Origin of the sequence: Flavobacterium sp. GT3P67 (genome assembly GCF_004349155.1) — a bacterium.
In the GTDB taxonomy this organism is placed as follows: Bacteria; Bacteroidota; Bacteroidia; order Flavobacteriales; family Flavobacteriaceae; genus Flavobacterium; species Flavobacterium ranwuense.
In genome coordinates, this window is sequence record NZ_SMLF01000020.1 from 1 (window position 1) to 17,584 (window position 17,584).

At 33.9% G+C, this 17,584-nt stretch carries 13 protein-coding genes; 6 read left to right on the top strand and 7 right to left on the bottom strand.

Annotation, left to right across the window (positions count from 1 at the left end; genetic code table 11):
• Both E0H99_RS16905 and E0H99_RS16910 read right to left on the bottom strand, forming a co-directional pair.
• The coding region (locus E0H99_RS16905) for a beta strand repeat-containing protein (protein ID WP_131998427.1) at nt 1-1,932 on the bottom strand (1,932 nt) is incomplete at its 3' end.
• 420 nt (nt 1,933-2,352) lie between these two features.
• Nucleotides 2,353-4,200 carry a CocE/NonD family hydrolase gene (locus tag E0H99_RS16910; RefSeq protein ID WP_131998430.1) on the bottom strand — a complete coding sequence of 616 codons (1,848 nt, stop codon included), beginning with the start codon at nt 4,198-4,200 and terminating at the stop codon, nt 2,353-2,355.
• Nucleotides 4,201-4,835: 635 nt separating this feature from the next.
• Between E0H99_RS16910 and E0H99_RS16915 the strand changes: the two genes are divergently transcribed.
• From E0H99_RS16915 to E0H99_RS16925, 3 genes are all read left to right on the top strand, one after another.
• Nucleotides 4,836-6,155 carry a sodium:solute symporter gene (locus E0H99_RS16915; RefSeq protein WP_240723509.1) on the top strand — a complete coding sequence of 440 codons (1,320 nt, stop codon included), beginning with the start codon at nt 4,836-4,838 and terminating at the stop codon, nt 6,153-6,155.
• Nucleotides 6,156-6,274: 119 nt separating this feature from the next.
• A complete protein-coding gene (locus tag E0H99_RS16920; RefSeq protein ID WP_131998433.1) occupies nt 6,275-6,709 on the top strand; it encodes a GNAT family N-acetyltransferase in 435 nt (144 codons plus the stop codon).
• 36 nt (nt 6,710-6,745) lie between these two features.
• Complete coding sequence (locus tag E0H99_RS16925) at nt 6,746-7,819, top strand: alanine/ornithine racemase family PLP-dependent enzyme (RefSeq protein ID WP_131998436.1); 1,074 nt, start codon at nt 6,746-6,748, stop codon at nt 7,817-7,819.
• 179 nt (nt 7,820-7,998) lie between these two features.
• Here E0H99_RS16925 and E0H99_RS16930 read toward each other — a convergent pair whose 3' ends face one another.
• From E0H99_RS16930 to E0H99_RS16940, 3 genes are read right to left on the bottom strand one after another with little or no spacing between them, the layout of a single operon-like run.
• Entirely contained in the window at nt 7,999-10,023 is a 2,025-nt protein-coding gene (locus tag E0H99_RS16930; protein ID WP_131998439.1) for a protein-disulfide reductase DsbD family protein, read from the bottom strand.
• Nucleotides 10,023-11,333 (bottom strand): tRNA lysidine(34) synthetase TilS, encoded by a 1,311-nt coding sequence (gene tilS, locus E0H99_RS16935; protein ID WP_131998442.1) that lies wholly within the window; start codon nt 11,331-11,333, stop codon nt 10,023-10,025. Before tilS ends, E0H99_RS16930 begins: the two co-directional genes overlap by 1 nt.
• Nucleotides 11,334-11,360: 27 nt before the next feature.
• Entirely contained in the window at nt 11,361-12,647 is a 1,287-nt protein-coding gene (locus E0H99_RS16940; RefSeq protein WP_131998445.1) for an anthranilate synthase component I family protein, read from the bottom strand.
• 142 nt (nt 12,648-12,789) lie between these two features.
• On the opposite strand from E0H99_RS16940, the gene E0H99_RS16945 reads away from it, so the two are divergent.
• Entirely contained in the window at nt 12,790-13,194 is a 405-nt protein-coding gene (locus tag E0H99_RS16945; protein WP_131998448.1) for a VOC family protein, read from the top strand.
• 38 nt (nt 13,195-13,232) lie between these two features.
• The gene (locus tag E0H99_RS16950) at nt 13,233-13,613 is read left to right on the top strand and encodes a DoxX family protein (protein ID WP_131998451.1); all 381 of its coding nucleotides are present in this window, start codon (nt 13,233-13,235) and stop codon (nt 13,611-13,613) included.
• A 94-nt stretch (nt 13,614-13,707) separates the two neighbouring features.
• On the opposite strand, the gene lpdA is transcribed toward E0H99_RS16950, so the two are convergent.
• Both lpdA and E0H99_RS16960 read right to left on the bottom strand, forming a co-directional pair.
• A complete protein-coding gene (lpdA, locus tag E0H99_RS16955) occupies nt 13,708-15,111 on the bottom strand; it encodes a dihydrolipoyl dehydrogenase (RefSeq protein ID WP_131998454.1) in 1,404 nt (467 codons plus the stop codon).
• Between the two features lie 150 nt (nt 15,112-15,261).
• Entirely contained in the window at nt 15,262-15,720 is a 459-nt protein-coding gene (locus E0H99_RS16960; RefSeq protein ID WP_131998457.1) for an Lrp/AsnC family transcriptional regulator, read from the bottom strand.
• Between the two features lie 316 nt (nt 15,721-16,036).
• On the opposite strand from E0H99_RS16960, the gene E0H99_RS16965 reads away from it, so the two are divergent.
• The gene (locus tag E0H99_RS16965) at nt 16,037-17,263 is read left to right on the top strand and encodes an aminotransferase class I/II-fold pyridoxal phosphate-dependent enzyme (RefSeq protein WP_131998460.1); all 1,227 of its coding nucleotides are present in this window, start codon (nt 16,037-16,039) and stop codon (nt 17,261-17,263) included.
• The last annotated feature ends 321 nt before the right edge of the window (nt 17,264-17,584 follow it).

Genomic DNA, 17,584 nt, shown 5'->3' on the forward strand with positions numbered 1-17,584 from the left:
TGTATAGGTCAATGTTTGGGATGGAACATCCTGATCACTGGACGTAGCGGTGAAGGACAAAATTGCCTGTTCGTTCACGTTTTTATTTCCAATTGTTCCTAATACAGGTACTGTATTCACTGTTACCACTGCCGAACCAGTTACAGTAGCTGCGCAGCCATTGGCATCAGTAACAGAAATAAGTGTGTATGTTGTATTTGAAATAGGGCTAACAGAAATATTGCTTCCGCTGATATAGGAAGTTACGGTGCCTCCGGTCCCGCCAGTATACACAACGGTATAAGGACTTAATCCACCACTTATGGTAACTGTTAAAATTGCATTGCTACCGTTGCAAATAGAAGAAGTTCCGCTTAATGCAGCAGTGATAGCAGCACATGGATTTAAAATACCTGTTGCTGTTGTTCCAAAATAAGTGCTATTTTTATGGATAGCAGCAGAAGCTGTACTTCCCCATGACATTATGGGTTGCGCAACACCGCCAAGAGTTAGTGAACCTGCAGTAGAATTAGTATTTCCCAAATTTGCTATTGCTGTACCGCTAATAGACAGATTTTCATTTATAATTAAACTACCACCAAATGTTTTTATACCTGAACTATTAAGTAAAAGATTATTATATGTTCTAGCCGTTACATTCTGAGCACCCGTCAAGTAATACTCAATACTACCATTGGAATTAATACTTGATGTTATCCACGTTCCTCCAGACTGTGTAACCAATGAAGCATTTGCTGCAGGACCTAAACCTAAGTTATCAACAGTTCGAATTTTTCCTATTGAACCCATGATTAAGGTTGTAACACCAGTAGTGCCAGATTGGAATAAACCACTTGAATTTGAAAAATTTAGTGTTCCGTTGACATTTAATGTTGCAGCTCCTGAAATAGTAGTAGTAAATCCTAAAGCATCAACTGTTGTTCCTGAACCAATATCAAATGTATTAGCAATAGTTATGCCTGTATTCATTGATTTAATACCACTACCAGTGGTTGATAGTTTATAGTAAGAAGCAGGGCCCAGAATTGTTTGCGCAGCACCATTGTATTCAATGGTTCCCGTTCCGGGTATAAATGTTGAATTACCTCCCCATGAAAAACTACCAGCAACTTTTAAAATTCCAGAACCTGAAAAAACTATTTGTGCATTACTATTATTTGATGGATTAATAATATTCCCAGCTAAATTTACCGTTCCAGAAGATATTGAAAAAATTCCCTTTCTACCACCCCCTCCATTTGCTCCATCAACACTTAAATTCCCACCAATAGTTAATGTTCCGGTTCCAACAGCTAATTCATTTGTAATGCTGTTAGTACCGGGCGCATTTATAGTTACATTCCCAGAAACAGTTAATATAACTCCGGAATTAATCAGGAGTTTAGTGTTACTACCACCACCTAAAATACTAACTGATTTAGCTGATCTATCATCAATAACTGTAACAGTTGCTCCTACGGCAATTACTACATCATCAGCAGCAAGCGGAACATTTCCACCAACCCATGTGCTACCACTATTCCAATTACCGCCTGTACTAGTTGAAGTAATTAACGGATCCGTAAACTCATGCCAAACATTTTCGCCCGAGGACTGGCCTATAGCAATAGCTCTTAATATTTTACCTACACAATGAGTTGCACTCACTTGCCAAGTTGTCACAAATTTACCATTTACATCTGCAGAAACAATCCAAGAATCATGTACTACATCTGCAGTATCATCAGGGTAAATATTTGAATGCAAAACTTGCAAATGAACAGACTCTCCTGATTGGAAACCTACGCCAGTAAATGTTGCAATAGTGCCAGGTTTATAATCTGGCTGGTCTGAAGTTATTGCAGCCTGCCCAAAAGCTACACTTGCAAAAAACAAATTTGCAATTAAAAAAACAATCGTTAAAAAATGTGATTTGAGTAGAAATGTTTTCATATTAATTGAATTTAAATAATAAAATAACGAATACTATATGTCAAACTATAAAATGCAGAATCAATAGAATAAGATCTCTATTGACTTAAGTCTTTTCAATAAAAAACATCATTACAATTGTCTAATTTTCAAAAACTTAAATACTAATTTATGTAATTAAGAATACATTAATCCAATTTTTAATACATTTTCGATTAAAGGGATAAAAAAAACTACCAACTACATATTTTATATTTTTTCAGAAGAAATAAAAAAAATTACTTAAAAAAATATTGCCTTTTTAACGCTATTTTCTATTTTAATTATTAAAATTTCATGAAACCAATTAAAAGATAATCTGTTTAGAATTTATAAATAAAAAGAGGCTGTCTTTACGGACAGCCTCTTTTGGGTTTTGATATTTGTATTACCTTTTTGTCTTTATTTTAAAACTGTAAACTCAATTTTTGAATCATTATAAATTCTATGCGTTTGTTTTTTAAAATCCTCTAGTTTTGCATAGAATATATTGTCTACAAACGTTTGCGGATTCAAATCAATAAACGGAAACCATGTGCTTTGAACTTGAATCTGAATTTTGTGTCCTTTTTTAAACGTATGAAAAACATCTTGCAATTTGATATTTACTGCCGTTTTCTCATTGGCAACAAAAGGTTCCGGTTTTGAGAAACTATTTCTAAAACGCCCTCTCATTACCTCACTACGTACCATCATATGGTAATTACTCATCTTTAAATAAGGAGCAACTTCTTTTGTCTCCGGTTCATCATTCGGGAAAACGTCAATCACTTTAACAATCCAGTCCGCATCAGTTCCTGTAGTCGAAACTTGCAATTTAGCCAAAATTTCACCCGCTAATGTAGTGTCGTCATTCAAAACCTCTGTTTCAAAAACTAACACATCAGGACGTCTCGCAGCAAAACGCTGATCATCGGTCATGTATTTTCTTGGCGTAAGCCCTTGTTGTTTGATATCCTCAGAATAAGGAACCGGTTTTTTAGGATCACTGATAAATTCTTCAAAGGCAAAATTCTTCTTTGCAATTTTTGACAATCGGTTATCTTGCAAAAAGAAATCTTGCTTTGCCGTATTTTGTGGAGGCCAAAGCGCAAAAGTCTGCCACTCTTTTCTACCAGTATCAAAAACATAGGCTTCCGGTAATTTGTTTTCACCTTTCCCATTATTTTTTAAGAAATGACGGAAGAAATTTGCTTCTATATTTTTTTGATAAAATCCGGAAATACTGTCACCAAAATTAATATTACCAATCACTTGTTTTGCTGAATTTCTAGCCCAATCTCCATGACTCCAAGGTCCCATAACGATTGTGTTGTAATTTTTGCTGCTCTTTTCAATTGTGCTATATGTATTTAAAGGACCGTATAAATCTTCTGCATCAAACCAACCTCCTACTGTCATTACAGCTGGTTTTATATTTTTTAAATGTTGCAAAATTCCACGTTTTTGCCAAAAATCATCATAACTGGAATGGTCTTTCAGCTGCTGCCAAAATTCATCTTCTTTACCATAATACTTGTCTAAATTAGATAATGGTCCTGCATCCAAGAAAAACTGGTAATCATCATTAGTTCCCGTATTCGTGAATTTATACCAAGGTTCCGTAGTACGTTTTGTTTTTTGAGGACCAAATAATGGAGTTACTTTCCAATAGCTCAACAAATATGCTCCATTATGATGAAAGTCATCAAAAAAGAAATCAGCAATACAAGCCTGAGGCGAAACTGCTTTCAATGCGGGATGATTACTCAACAAGGAATACGTAGCGTAAAAACCGGGATACGATATCCCCCAAGTTCCAACATTCCCGTTATTATGAGCCACATTTTTAACCAACCAGTCAATCGTATCATACGTATCCGAAGCTTCATCAGTATCTTTTTTTCCTTTTTTATTTGGAATAAAACCACGCATATTGTCATATAAACCATCACTCATGAACCTGCCACGAACATCTTGATACACCACAATATATCCCTCTTTCATCATGGTTTCACTGGGAGAAATACTTTTTTTGAACTGATTTTCTCCATAAGGTCCAGAATTATAAGGCGTTCTTTGCATTATAATTGGATATTTTTTAGAAACATCTTTTGGAGTGTAGATAGAAGTAAATAATTCTGCACCGTCACGCATTTTAATATGCACTTCCTTCTTGGTATAGTTATCAGATACATAATTTGTTTTATTGTCTTGGGCAAACAGAATTGCACCAATACAAAAAAGAGAAATACTTAATAGTTTTTTCATGAAATTTATTGAATTTAAATAGTTTTTAAAGGTAAAAAATCTTACCTAATATAGTCTTCTTAATTTTTTTATTTTTTTTTATAAAACATGAACCATGATTTTTAAAAAAATAAAAAAAGTCTTTAAACAATCAAATAGTATTTTATGATTATTGTTCTTCTAAAAAATGAATTCAATGATACAATATTTGATGTTAATTTTCATCTCAGAAACTTCAAATAGTACCTTTTTAAATTTACATGCCCTTTTTTTGACAAAAAGATTATTTTAACTTTATGATACAAAAATAAAAACAATATTTATATCGTAATGAAATGATTTACAGGTTCTTAATATTATTTTTTGCTTTTATTTTACTGCTAAAATGCTTAGAAAAAGCCCTTGATTTCTTTATGGAAAAGACTATATCTACACTTTAAGGGGGCTTTTTGGATAAATTTACCTTACATTTGTAAAATACCAAATTATTTTTTTGCGATTAATAAAGTCTCTTTTTGTGAACTTTTAATTCAAAATAAAGATTCCTTGATTTCAGAAATCATTCTGAAAAAATCATCTTTTTTGCAGTTTACTGCATCTTTTGCCTTTTGGAAAAATTCCATTTACAGGCTAATAAATAATCGAAAATTAAAAATATGCACATAATAGATTATGCAATCTTCGTTGTTTATATGCTGGCTATGTTAGGAGTTGGCGTTTATTTTTTTAACAAAAATAAAACCGCAGAAGATTTTTATGTAAGTGGCCGAAATATGAGCAGCTGGCACATTGGTTTATCCGTCGTAGCCACAGATGTTGGCGGTGGATTCTCAATAGGATTAGGCGGACTTGGTTTTACGATGGGGATATCAGGCTCTTGGATGCTATTTACCGGACTGCTTGGCGCTTGGCTCAGTGCCGTTTTTCTTATTCCAAAAGTAAGTGCGTTAGGACATAAATACAAGTTTTTCACTTTTCCGCAAATATTTGATCATTTTTATAACGCTAAAGTCGCGCTGCTGGCCGGAATTATTTCGGCTATTGGATATATCGGATTTACAAGTTCTCAGGTTTTGGCTGGAGCCAAATTAGCTTCGGCAACCATAGAAGGACTTAATTTACAAACAGCACTAATTGTCATGGGACTTATAGCGGTAATCTACACCGCTATTGGAGGATTAAAAGCCGTTATATATACCGATACAATCCAATGGTTAGTCCTGATTGGCGGATTGGTTTTCATAGGAATTCCAGTTGCCTACAATGCCGTTGGAGGTTATGACGCGATCAAAGCTACATTATCACCTGAATATTTGTCGCTGACCAATGTGAAATGGTATCAGATTTTAAATTGGTCCATAACCATTATACCCATTTGGTTTGTAGGAATGACTTTATACCAGCGAATTTATGCGAGCAAAGGGGAGAAAGAAGCTAAAAAAGCATGGTTGATTACAGGTGTTTTTGAATGGCCAATAATGGCATTTATGGGAGTTATTTTGGGAATGCTTGCTAAAGTGGCGGCAACCAAAGGAATGTTTAACGGCATTACTGATGCAGCTACTATGGACAGCGAAATGGGATTGCCTATTTTACTGGCAACCATACTTCCTGTAGGATTAATGGGACTGATGCTTTCTTCCTATTTTTCGGCCATACTTTCTACTGCCGACAGTTGCTTAATGGCGGCTTCGGGAAATATTGTTACCGATATTATTGCTAAATTTTCTAAAAAAGAATTAAGTCATAAAAAAGAACTCCGACTTTCACAAATGGTCACCTTGATCGTTGGTTTTCTTGCTATTTTAATAGCTTCTCAAATGCAAAATGTATTAGAACTGATGCTTTACTCCTATGCCTTTATGGTTTCAGGGTTGTTTGTTCCGGTAATAGGCGCTTTGTTTTGGAAAAAAAGCCATCCAATAGCTGCTTTTTGGAGGTGCAACCACAATCCTGCTAATTGTTACGGAGAATAAACTACCTTTAGGAATAAAACTGCCGGAACATTTAGATGCAAACCTCTATGGAATAAGCATTTCACTTATTTTATTCGTTACAATATCACTTTATCACTATAACAAAAAAGAAAGACAAAATGGAATTCAAACAAATTAATGCTACTACTGGAGAAGATACAATTTATACCAATCAAATTGTAGCACTATTCCTTTATACCCATTTAGAACAATATGGCGATACCATTGAAGACATTCAAAAATGTATTGATTATGTCATGAATCCTGCCAAAGGAGGGAATATTATAGTGGGAATAGACGATCAAAAAATTGTAGGCGTTGTAGTTTTAAACAACACCGGAATGAAAGATTACATTCCAGAAAATATTTTGGTTTATATCGCTGTTGACAATAGCCAACGTGGCAAGGGTTTTGGAAAACAATTGATGCAAAAGGCCATATCCATTACCGAAGGGAATATTGCATTGCATGTAGAACCTGATAATCCGGCAAAAAAACTATACGAAAATTTAGGTTTTACCAATAAATACCTGGAAATGAGACTGACTAAATAATTCTGTCTTCAAATAACTTGTTTTAAATTATCAAAAATGGCCTTCATAAAATTATATCGAAAAAAATTACAGGAAAATTATCAATTTTTAGACCAAACATTTAAATCCAGAAACATCAAATGGGGAGTAGTTTCAAAACTATTGTGTGGAAATAAAATTTATCTTAAAGAAATCATCGCTTTAGGAGTACGGGAAATTCACGACTCCAGAGTGAGTAACTTGAAGAAAATTAAAGGACTGGATCCCGAAATTCAAACCGTTTACATTAAACCTCCTGCAAAACGAAGCATCGAGAGTATTGTGCGGTATGCCGACATTAGTTTTAACACCGAAATCTATACCATACAATTACTTTCGGACGAAGCAGTTAAACAAAACAAGACTCATAAAATTATCATCATGATTGAAATGGGTGATCTTCGTGAAGGTGTTATGGGTGAGGAATTAATAGAATTTTATGGCACTATTTTAAAAATGCCTAATATCGAAATATCTGGAATTGGAACCAATCTTAATTGTCTTAGTGGTGTAATGCCTACACAGGATAAGTTGATTCAGTTGAGTTTATACAAACAATTAATCGAAGCTAAATTTAACATCAGTATTCCATTCGTTTCCGGAGGAACCTCCGTTGCGATTCCTTTAATCCTTAAAAACGCCCGACCTATGGCTGTCAATCATTTTCGAATAGGAGAAGCTCTCTTTTTTGGGAAAGATTTGTTTACAGGAAATACCATCGAAGGAATGCACAATGATGTTTTCAAATTATATGCTGAAATCATAGAAATCACCGAAAAACCAAATACACCAACAGGTGAATTAGGCGAGAATGTAGCCGGAAATTCTTTTTCAATGAATGATGTCACTGATTTAGGAATTACTTCACTCAGAGCCATTTTAGACATTGGTTTATTAGACATGCAGCCACAATACATCGAATCTGACGATACTGATATCACTATTGTGGATGCCAGTTCTGACATGTTGGTTATTGATATTTCAAATTCTAAAAAGAACTACAAAATTGGGGATTTAGTCGCATTCAAAATAAGATATATGGGCGCATTGTATCTTTTAAATTCTGATTATATCGAAAAAACAATCGAATAAAAGCCCGTATTATTTGCTACCGTTAATGATACAGTTTAAGCGACTTTACATTGATTTTATAGGTCAATATGTAACAAGTTTAAACACGAATTGCACTAATTTCCAATAATTGATTAGTTGAAATTAGTGCAATTCGTGTTTAAATATTCGGTTCAATATTTGTGTCCAGACCCTAGGTATTATTTGGCCTTTTTAAATCTATCAATTCCTGCTCTTAACCATCCTTTGTAGGCATTGATATCTGAGTTATAACTTTCCGGTTTATCCGACAACATTTTCTCTTCTACATCTAAAACGATGTAATACGGTTGCGCATTAGCTTTGTATCTTGTGATTTGGAAATCACTCCATTTGTTTCCAACACTCACAATTTCTTTACCCGTTTCTTTGGATACGTATTGCTCACTTTTTGGCAATTCTCTTTTATCATCCACATACAAGGAGATTAAAACTACTTCATCTTGCAATATTTTTAGAATAGCGGGATCAGACCAAACGTAATCTTCCATCTTTCTGCAATTTACACAAGCATATCCTGTGAAATCAAGTAAAATTGGTTTGTTTACTGATTTGGCATAAGCCAATCCTTTTTCATAATCTTCAAAAGCTATAAGATCGTGTGGCCCTAAATGTGCACCTTCCGGCAAAATTTGGGCTGAGGCATTCGATCCGCCTTTTGAGTTTCCTACACCGTATGGACTTTCACTATAGGTCATTGGTGGCGGGAAACCGGAAATTAATTTTAAAGGTGCTCCCCAAATTCCGGGAATCAAATATATTGTAAAGGCCAAAACTACTAATCCCAAAGACAATCTTCCAACCGAAATATGATTCATCGGGCTATCATGCGGAAGCGTAATTTTTCCGAATAAGTAAAATGCCAGCGTTCCAAAAATAGCGATCCAAATTGCCAAGAAAACTTCTCTTTCCAAGAAATGCAATTGCAATACCAAATCTGCATTCGATAAAAATTTGAATGCCAATGCCAACTCTAAAAATCCTAAAACTACTTTAACGGTATTCAACCATCCACCGGATTTTGGTAATGAATTCAACCAACCCGGGAACATCGCAAACAACATAAAAGGCAAGGCTAAAGCCAAGGAAAACCCAAACATTCCAACAATTGGTGCGATTCCGCCTTTAGAAGCTGCTTCAACTAAAAGTGTTCCTACAATAGGTCCTGTACAAGAAAAAGATACAATCGCTAATGCCAAAGCCATGAATAAAATTCCAATTATTCCTCCTCTGTCAGCTTGATTATCGACTTTATTAGCCCATGAATTAGGTAACATAATTTCAAAAGCACCCAAAAATGAGGCAGCAAAAACAACCAATAAAATAAAGAAAATAATATTAAACCAAACGTTAGTTGAAAGCGCATTTAATGCATCGGCACCAAAAATCCAAGTCACTAAAAATCCTAAAACCACATAAATGAATATGATGGCAATTCCATAAATAATGGCATTTCTAATCCCTTTTGCTTTTGTTTTACTTTGTTTCGTAAAAAAACTTACTGTCATAGGAATCATCGGGAAAACACAAGGCGTAAGCAATGCGGCAAATCCAGATAAAAAAGCAATGAAGAAAATAGACCACAATCCTCTTTTTGTTGCTGGTTTAGAATCAAGAGGAATCCCTTTTTCAGGAGTACTAACTTGCTCTTCAGCTGTTTCCGTTTGGGAAATTACAGTATCAACTTTCGCTGAATCTATTGGAGTTAAATCTGTTGCTACTATTGCTGTTGTTTTTGAAACCGCAGGAATTGTGAACGTGAAATTTTTCTCTACGTTGATGCAAACTTCTTTACAAACCTGATAATTAAAATCGACTTTAATTTCAGTAAGTTTCGGATTTGTAATTGTGATTTCTTGTTGGATCTGAGCTTTCTTTTCGAAGAACGTTTCGTTAACTTCAAATATATCATTAAAAGCAGTTCTCGTTTTACTTTCTTTGGCTTTACCAACTAAGTTAAAGTTCCCTTTTTGATTTTTGAAAATGATTTCCAAAGGTAAAGGACCTCCATCTGGGGTAAATTGTGAATACAAATGCCAATCATTTTCTATGACAGCATTGAAAGTAAGGATATAATTATTCTCTGATTTTTTTTCTATTTTGGTAGTCCATTTTGCAGGATCAAGAATTTGGGCATTCCCATTGGCAAAAGCCAAAAAAGCAATAAGTAATAGTAGTTTCTTCATTATTCTAATTGTATTTTAAGTCTGTTCTTTGTTGTGTTTTCTATTCTAAAACGTTCATCCTGACGAAGACCAATAATCCAGACTATTTGATCATTCGAACATAAAAGCCAAGAGTTTTCTTTTTCTATTAATGATAATTTTTCATCTTTAAAAAGCTTACTCACTTTCTTCGATTTACCATTCATCCCAAAAGGTTGAAAACTATCTCCCTCGTTCCAACGGCGTAAAATCAACGGATATTGTAATTTATCAGCGTCAACAAAGATAGCTGAGTTGGTTGTTAAATTAATGTCGGATACTTTACAAAACGAAAGATTTAAGGGAACTTTAACTACTTTTTGATTTTCATTAATGAAATATTTTTCTTCGTTATTTTCGAAATTTATAGGACTCAAAATTAAAGAATCTCTGTCTTTCAATAATCGGTATTCTGGAGAAAAAACGTATTTACCAGATTGTCTTTCGACCAAATCATAAATATCATCCCACGCCGAAAATTCAAATTCTTTCAACCATTGGTATAAATACGATTTATAGTTCGGTAATTTTTTTAATTTCTTTAAATCAAAGTAAATATCATCCTCCTTTTGCTTTGCTACTTGCTGATAGACCATAATCGAAGCATCTTCAACCATAACTTGTGCTTCTTGCAAATAAGCTTGCGTTTTGTGAAACGAGGAAAGGAAATTTGGGTTCAATTCCTTTAACATCGGAACCAGATGATGTCTAATCTTATTTCGAAGGTATTTATCAGATGCATTACTGCTGTCCTCGCGCCATTGAATGTTATTTAATCTGGCATATTCTTCCATTTCCTCTTGGCTAAATGCCAAAAGTGGACGAATTATTTTTTCATTCTGTTCCGGAATCCCTGTCAAACCTTCTAATCCTGTTCCTCGACTAAGGTTGATTAAGAAAGTTTCCAAATTATCATCGGCATGATGTGCCGTAAGAATATAATCAAATTTTTCAGTTTCCAATAACTCATAAAACCAATTATAACGTAACTCGCGGGCTGCAACTTGTGTAGAAATTTTATAATCTTCAGAAAAAGCTTTTGTATCAAATTGTGTTATAAATACCGGAATATCATTTGTAGCGGCATATTCCTGAACGAAATTTTGATCTTCAAAACTTTCTATTCCACGCAATTGAAAATTGCAATTTGCAATTCCTATTTTATAATCTAATTGCTGAAACAAATGTACCATTACCATACTGTCTTTCCCGCCGCTTGTAGCAAGAAGGATTTTTTTTCCATTCAAGAACTGGAAATTATGAAGCAGATGATTTTGGAATTTCTGTAGCATGTTCAAATTTAATTAATTCATTTTGATTTAGCTTAAAACTTCTCGCATTGCTTTTGCTTTAAGCAAACATTCTTCATACTCCTTTTCAGGAATTGATTGTGAAGTTATAGCACTTCCAACTGAAAAAGAAACATATTTTTTTTCTTGATTGTACAAAATACTTCGGATAACCACATTGAAATCGAAATCACCGTTTGGTCCAAAATAACCCACAGCACCGCTATATAAACCGCGTTTTGTTTCTTCCAGTTCCTCAATAATTTTCATCGCCGAAATCTTTGGCGCTCCTGTCATACTTCCCATTGGGAAAGTTGTTTTTATCACATCTACAGCGGAATATTGTGAATCTAATTTTGAAGTTACTGTTGATATCATTTGATGCACTTGCAAGAAAGAATAAATGCCACATAACTCTTGTACTTCAACAGAACCTTTTTGTGCAGTTTGAGATAAATCATTGCGCACTAAATCCGTAATCATAATGTTTTCTGCTCTCTCCTTTGGATCTAAAGCTAATTGTATTTTTGATTTCTCATCTTCGATTACATCCAAAAATCGTTTAGCCGTTCCTTTAATAGGTTGTGAAATAATAAGCTCTCCTTCTTTCTTTAAATAGCGTTCCGGTGTCGCCGAAAGTAAAAAATGATTGTTATTCTTAAAAAAAACGGCGAATGGAGGCTGAGAAATTTCGTTGAGTTTTATAAATTTTTCGATTGGATCTATAATTGCATTTTCAGCAAAAAACTCCATACAAAAATTGGCTTCATAAATATCACCTTGATGAATGTGTTCCAATATTTTGGAACCCTTTTCAAGATAACTCACCTCCGGAATTCGTTGCTGAATTTTTATTGTTACTCCAGTTTCGACTTTCGACTTTCGACTTTCGACTATATTTTCAAAGTCTTCCTCAGCTTCATCATCACACATATTAAGATATTTAATTTCCAGTTGATTCCCTTTCAATAAAAACAGCTTCTTAGGTTGAAAGAAATACAAATCTGGGAAATCCAGCCCATCAAAATTGGTAGATTGTAATTGCTCAATGTCATTTTTTAAATCATACGATAAATAGCCAAAAAGCCAGTCTTTGGTAATTTGCTGGTATTGTTTTAAATCCTCAAAAGCATTGTGATAATCAGTCTTTATTGAGGTAAATGCATCAACCGCAAGAACGCAGTCATAACTGGAATATTTTTGCGGATAATCATTACTGTCCAAATAAATGATTTCTCGAAATTGTTGAGACCAAAATAAAAGTTGTTGTTTGAACAATTTTGGATCAGAAATAGACTTGTAAATTGAAGTTCTCAAAAAGTATTGGTGTTTAAAATTCAAAATTACAACAAAAAATAAACCTTCAATAACTGATTATACTAAAATTAGTTTATTTTTTTGTAAATTTGATAGTGTATGATAAATTTTGGATTCTTTTAATCGTTTAATCATTCTCATTATGGTTTCAAAAATTTTTATAAATTTAGCTGTTAAAGACCTAAAAAAATCAATTGATTTTTTTACTACACTTGGGTTTTCTTTCAATCCACAATTTACTGATGAGCATGCTACTTGCATGATTATAGGAGAAAATATTTTTGCAATGCTAGTGACCGAGCAACGTTTTAAAGACTTTACCAAAAAAGAAATTTGCAACGCCCATAAAAATACCGAAGTATTAATAGCCTTAGATGTTGAAAGTAGAGAAAAAGTAGAGGAAATGCTCAAAAATGCAGTAGATGCTGGTGGTTCAATTTATATGGAGCCACAAGATCATGGGTGGATGTACGGACATAGTTTTGCCGATTTAGATGGGCATCAATGGGAAATTATGCATATGGATGAAAGTGCAATACCCAAATAATAATTCTCAAATATATAACCTCTAAAACACCATATACTATGAAAATTGCAATTATTATTATCCGAACCTTAATTGGACTTTTGTTACTTTATGCGTCTGTTAGCTTCTTTCTAAAATTAGCACCGGAACCTGAAGTTACTGGGAATTTCAAGGCTTTTAATGTGGGTTTAGTTGCATCTACTTATTTAATCCCCTTGGCAAAATCAATGGAATTCCTTTGTGGACTATCCTTTATTACCGGACGGTATGTTACATTAGCCAATATCTTAATATTACCTATAACCATAAACATTTTATTTATTAATTTTTTCTTGTCCCCCGAAGGAATACCAATTGCCTTGTTCTTATTTTTAGGCAATCTGTTTTTAATTTACAGCCATTGGGAAAACTATAAAGGTTTATTTATAGCTAAAGGCTAAATAAAGTCACCTCATAACAAAATAAAACCCGCTCAATTGAACGGGTTTCTTTATTTTAAAACGAGATTTAATTATCTAATTTCAGATTCTCTAATTACACATGCAAAGCTCTATTGTCAGTAGCGGCTAATGCAGCTTCTTTTATCGCTTCTGCAAATGTTGGGTGTGCATGGGACATTCTTGAAATATCTTCAGCAGATGCTTTGAATTCCATTGCCGTAACCGCTTCAGCGATTAAATCAGCACAACGGGCTCCAATCATATGAACTCCCAGCACTTCATCTGTTTTTGCATCAGCAAGAATTTTTACAAATCCGTCTAAATCTCCACCAGCTCTTGCACGTCCTAAAGCTTTGAAAGGAAAACTTCCTGATTTGAATTCCACACCAGAAGCTTTCAATTGTTCCTCAGTTTGTCCTACTGCAGCCACTTCTGGCCAAGTATAAACCACTCCCGGAATTAAGTTATAATCAATATGTGGTTTTTGACCTGCCAAAATCTCAGCAACCATTGTACCTTCTTCTTCTGCTTTGTGCGCTAACATCGCTCCACGAACAACATCACCAATAGCATAAATATTCGAAACTGAAGTTTGTAAATGATCGTTTACTTCAACCATTCCTCTATCTGAGATTTTCACGCCTGCTTTATCTGCATTCAATCCATCAGTATACGGGCGACGTCCCACAGAAACCAATGAATAATCTCCTTCAAGAGTAATTGTTTCTCCTTTTGCATTTTCAGCTTGAACAACAACACCTTCTCCATTTCTTTCTACAGATTTCACTTTATGTGAAACGTAGAATTTCATGCCTTGTTTTTTTAATACTTTAGTCAGTTCTTTAGACAATGAAGCGTCCATTCCAGGAATAATTCGGTCCAAATATTCTACAACAGAAACTTGCGCTCCCAATCGTAAATACACTTGCCCTAATTCAATCCCAATTACTCCACCACCAATAATTACCAAATGTTTTGGTACTTCTTTAAGTTTCAACGCTTCGGTAGAAGTGATGATTCTTTCTTTATCAATTTTGATAAATGGTAAAGAAGATGGTTTTGAACCCGTAGCGATAATGATGTTTTTAGCTTCGATAGTTTCCGATGTTCCATCCGCTTTTGCAACAGCAACATGTGTAGCATCAACAAACGAACCCAATCCTTCCAGAACTGTAATTTTATTTTTGTCCATTAAAAATTTCACCCCACCTGAAGTCTGATCCACAACGGCTTGTTTGCGCGCAATCATTTTTTCAAGGTTCACTTTTACTTCTCCGGAAACTTCAATTCCGTGATCTGCAAAATGAGCAATTTCACTGTAATGATGAGAAGAAGCAAGTAATGCTTTTGAAGGAATACAACCTACATTTAGGCAAGTTCCTCCAAGAGTGGAATATTTTTCGATAATTGCTGTTTTGAAACCCAATTGTGCACAACGAATCGCTGATACATATCCGCCTGGTCCAGAACCTATAATGACTACGTCAAATGAACTCATAGTATATTTTTTTATTGTGTTTTATAAAATGTTGCACAAAATTAAGGAATTAAGTTTTGTTTAAAGTTTAATTCAGAAGGTTTTTTGTTACGAATTTTTACCAATTAACATTTACTTATCATTGAATACCGCTTAAAATTCACATTTATTCTAGATATCAACAACCGTAGTGTTTTTTACTTCGCTAATCATGAATGTACTGTGTGTACTTCCTATATGTTGCAATGTGGTCAATTTTGTAACCAAAAATTCCCGATACGCTTCCATATCTTTTACTACTATTTTTAAGATATAATCGTAATCACCACTCACATGATGACATTCAAGGACTTCCTTGAGTTGTATCACTTCGCTTTCGAATTTGGTAAGAAACTCCTTGGTATGTTGTATTAATTTGAGATGGCAGAAAACCACAAAACCTTTTTCGACTTTCGAACGATTGACTAACACGACGTATTTATCGATAATTCCTTCCCTTTCCAATTTTTTTATACGCTCGTAGACAGCAGTAACTGAAAGATTAAGTTTTAAAGAAAGTTCTTTGGTTGTTTTCTTGCTGTCAGATTGTAATAAAAAAAGTAGCTTTTTATCTATTGGATCTAATGTCATGTTTTTGAGTTATGAGTTATGGGTTATGGGTTATGGGTTATGAGTTTTAGGTTCCTTATTGAAAGAAAAACTATTATTACCTAACTATTTATGCAAATTTAGAATATTTAACTTTTAAAATTAAGTTTAATAGTTTTAAAATCTATTATTACATACTTCTATTGATTAATAATCTACAAAGTGTTTATTTTGAATTAAGTTTCTTAAAATAACGAAATGTCCTAGCCCCGATAGAAATGGAAATCCTTTTCTTTTTTTCTTTAAAAAAGATAAAGATTGCAATGGATAGCGGGATTAGCTCCTAAAAAATTAAAACATGAAAAATTTCAATCCCGCAGACAACATTCAGGATTTGCAGTACTTTGGAGAATTTGGCGGTGTAAATCCATCTATTTCAGACTCATCAACCTATACTTTCTTATCGGCAAAAACAATGTTCGATACCTTTGAAGGAAATATGGAAGGATGCTACTTGTATTCTCGTCATTCGTCACCGAGTAATTTGTACTTAGACAAAGCCTTGGGAGCGATGGAAGGTACCGAAACAGCAAATGTTTCAGCATCAGGAATGGGAGCGATTACACCTACGCTGTTGCAATTGTGCGGTTCTGGCGATCACATCGTTTCCAGCAGAACTATATATGGCGGAACGTATGCTTTCTTGAAGAATTTCACACCAAGATTAGGCATCAAAACCACTTTTGTTGACATCACAAAATTAGATGTTGTGGAAGCTGCAATTACTGCCGAAACTAAAGTTTTGTACTGTGAGACGGTGAGTAATCCTTTACTGGAAGTGGCCGATATTTCCGGTTTGGCAAAAATTGCAAAAAAACACAATTTGAAATTAGTGGTCGATAATACTTTTTCACCATTATCAGTTTCTCCTGCAAAATTAGGTGCTGATATTGTGATTCACAGTTTAACGAAATACATCAACGGAAGCAGTGATACTGTTGGCGGAGTAACGTGTGCTTCACAGGAATTTATTGATAGTTTAAAAAATGTAAATAGTGGTGCAAGTATGTTATTGGGACCAACGATGGATAGTTTACGTTCTGCCAGTGTAATGAAAAACTTGCGCACGCTACATATTAGAATGAAACAACACAGTCATAATGCGATGTATCTTGCGGAACGTTTTGAAAAAGACGGACTTAAAACGGTTTATCCTGGTTTAAAAAGCCACCCAAGTCATGAACTGTATTCGTCAATGATTAATCACGAATATGGTTTTGGCGGGATGATGACCTTAGATGTTGGTACTTTGGAAAAAGCCAATGCATTGATGGAATTGATGCAAGCCAAAAATCTAGGTTATCTTGCGGTAAGTTTAGGATTTTATAAAACGTTATTTAGCGCACCAGGAACTTCAACTTCCAGCGAGATTCCTATGGAGGAACAAATAGAAATGGGATTGACTGATGGTTTAATCCGTTTTTCTATCGGTCTAGATAATGACATTGAAAGAACGTATCAAATGATGAAAAAATGTATGATGGAATTGAATGTTTTCACTACAGATTCAATTTTGACTGAATAGTTTATTTATTTTTTAATTAAAAAAAGCAGCAAGATATCTTGCTGCTTTTTTTGTTGCCTAATTTTCATAATTGAATTGAAGGTGTATTAACTAATCTAATTAGAAATGACTTATTAGACCCAAAATACATTATTCTGAAAATCAATAGTTTAAAATTTAAAAAAAATACAAATAATTATATAAACATTAATCAGGGCCTGAAATGAGAATACAAATATTCTAAATGATTTTGAATATTATTGATTTTCATTAATCAAACTACAATTTTAGTCCTTAATAAATTTTGATTTCAATATATAGTAGTTGTTCATTTGCGTAGTT

What these genes read in the sequence shown, in the direction of transcription:
- E0H99_RS16910 (WP_131998430.1), bottom strand. Translation starts at nt 4,200, where the DNA reads ATGAAAAAACTATTAAGTATTTCTCTTTTTTGTATTGGTGCAATTCTG.
- E0H99_RS16915 (WP_240723509.1), top strand. Translation starts at nt 4,836, where the DNA reads ATGCACATAATAGATTATGCAATCTTCGTTGTTTATATGCTGGCTATG.
- E0H99_RS16920 (WP_131998433.1), top strand. Translation starts at nt 6,275, where the DNA reads ATGGAATTCAAACAAATTAATGCTACTACTGGAGAAGATACAATTTAT.
- E0H99_RS16925 (WP_131998436.1), top strand. Translation starts at nt 6,746, where the DNA reads ATGGCCTTCATAAAATTATATCGAAAAAAATTACAGGAAAATTATCAA.
- E0H99_RS16930 (WP_131998439.1), bottom strand. Translation starts at nt 10,023, where the DNA reads ATGAAGAAACTACTATTACTTATTGCTTTTTTGGCTTTTGCCAATGGG.
- tilS (WP_131998442.1), bottom strand. Translation starts at nt 11,333, where the DNA reads ATGCTACAGAAATTCCAAAATCATCTGCTTCATAATTTCCAGTTCTTG.
- E0H99_RS16945 (WP_131998448.1), top strand. Translation starts at nt 12,790, where the DNA reads ATGGTTTCAAAAATTTTTATAAATTTAGCTGTTAAAGACCTAAAAAAA.
- E0H99_RS16950 (WP_131998451.1), top strand. Translation starts at nt 13,233, where the DNA reads ATGAAAATTGCAATTATTATTATCCGAACCTTAATTGGACTTTTGTTA.
- lpdA (WP_131998454.1), bottom strand. Translation starts at nt 15,111, where the DNA reads ATGAGTTCATTTGACGTAGTCATTATAGGTTCTGGACCAGGCGGATAT.
- E0H99_RS16960 (WP_131998457.1), bottom strand. Translation starts at nt 15,720, where the DNA reads ATGACATTAGATCCAATAGATAAAAAGCTACTTTTTTTATTACAATCT.
- E0H99_RS16965 (WP_131998460.1), top strand. Translation starts at nt 16,037, where the DNA reads ATGAAAAATTTCAATCCCGCAGACAACATTCAGGATTTGCAGTACTTT.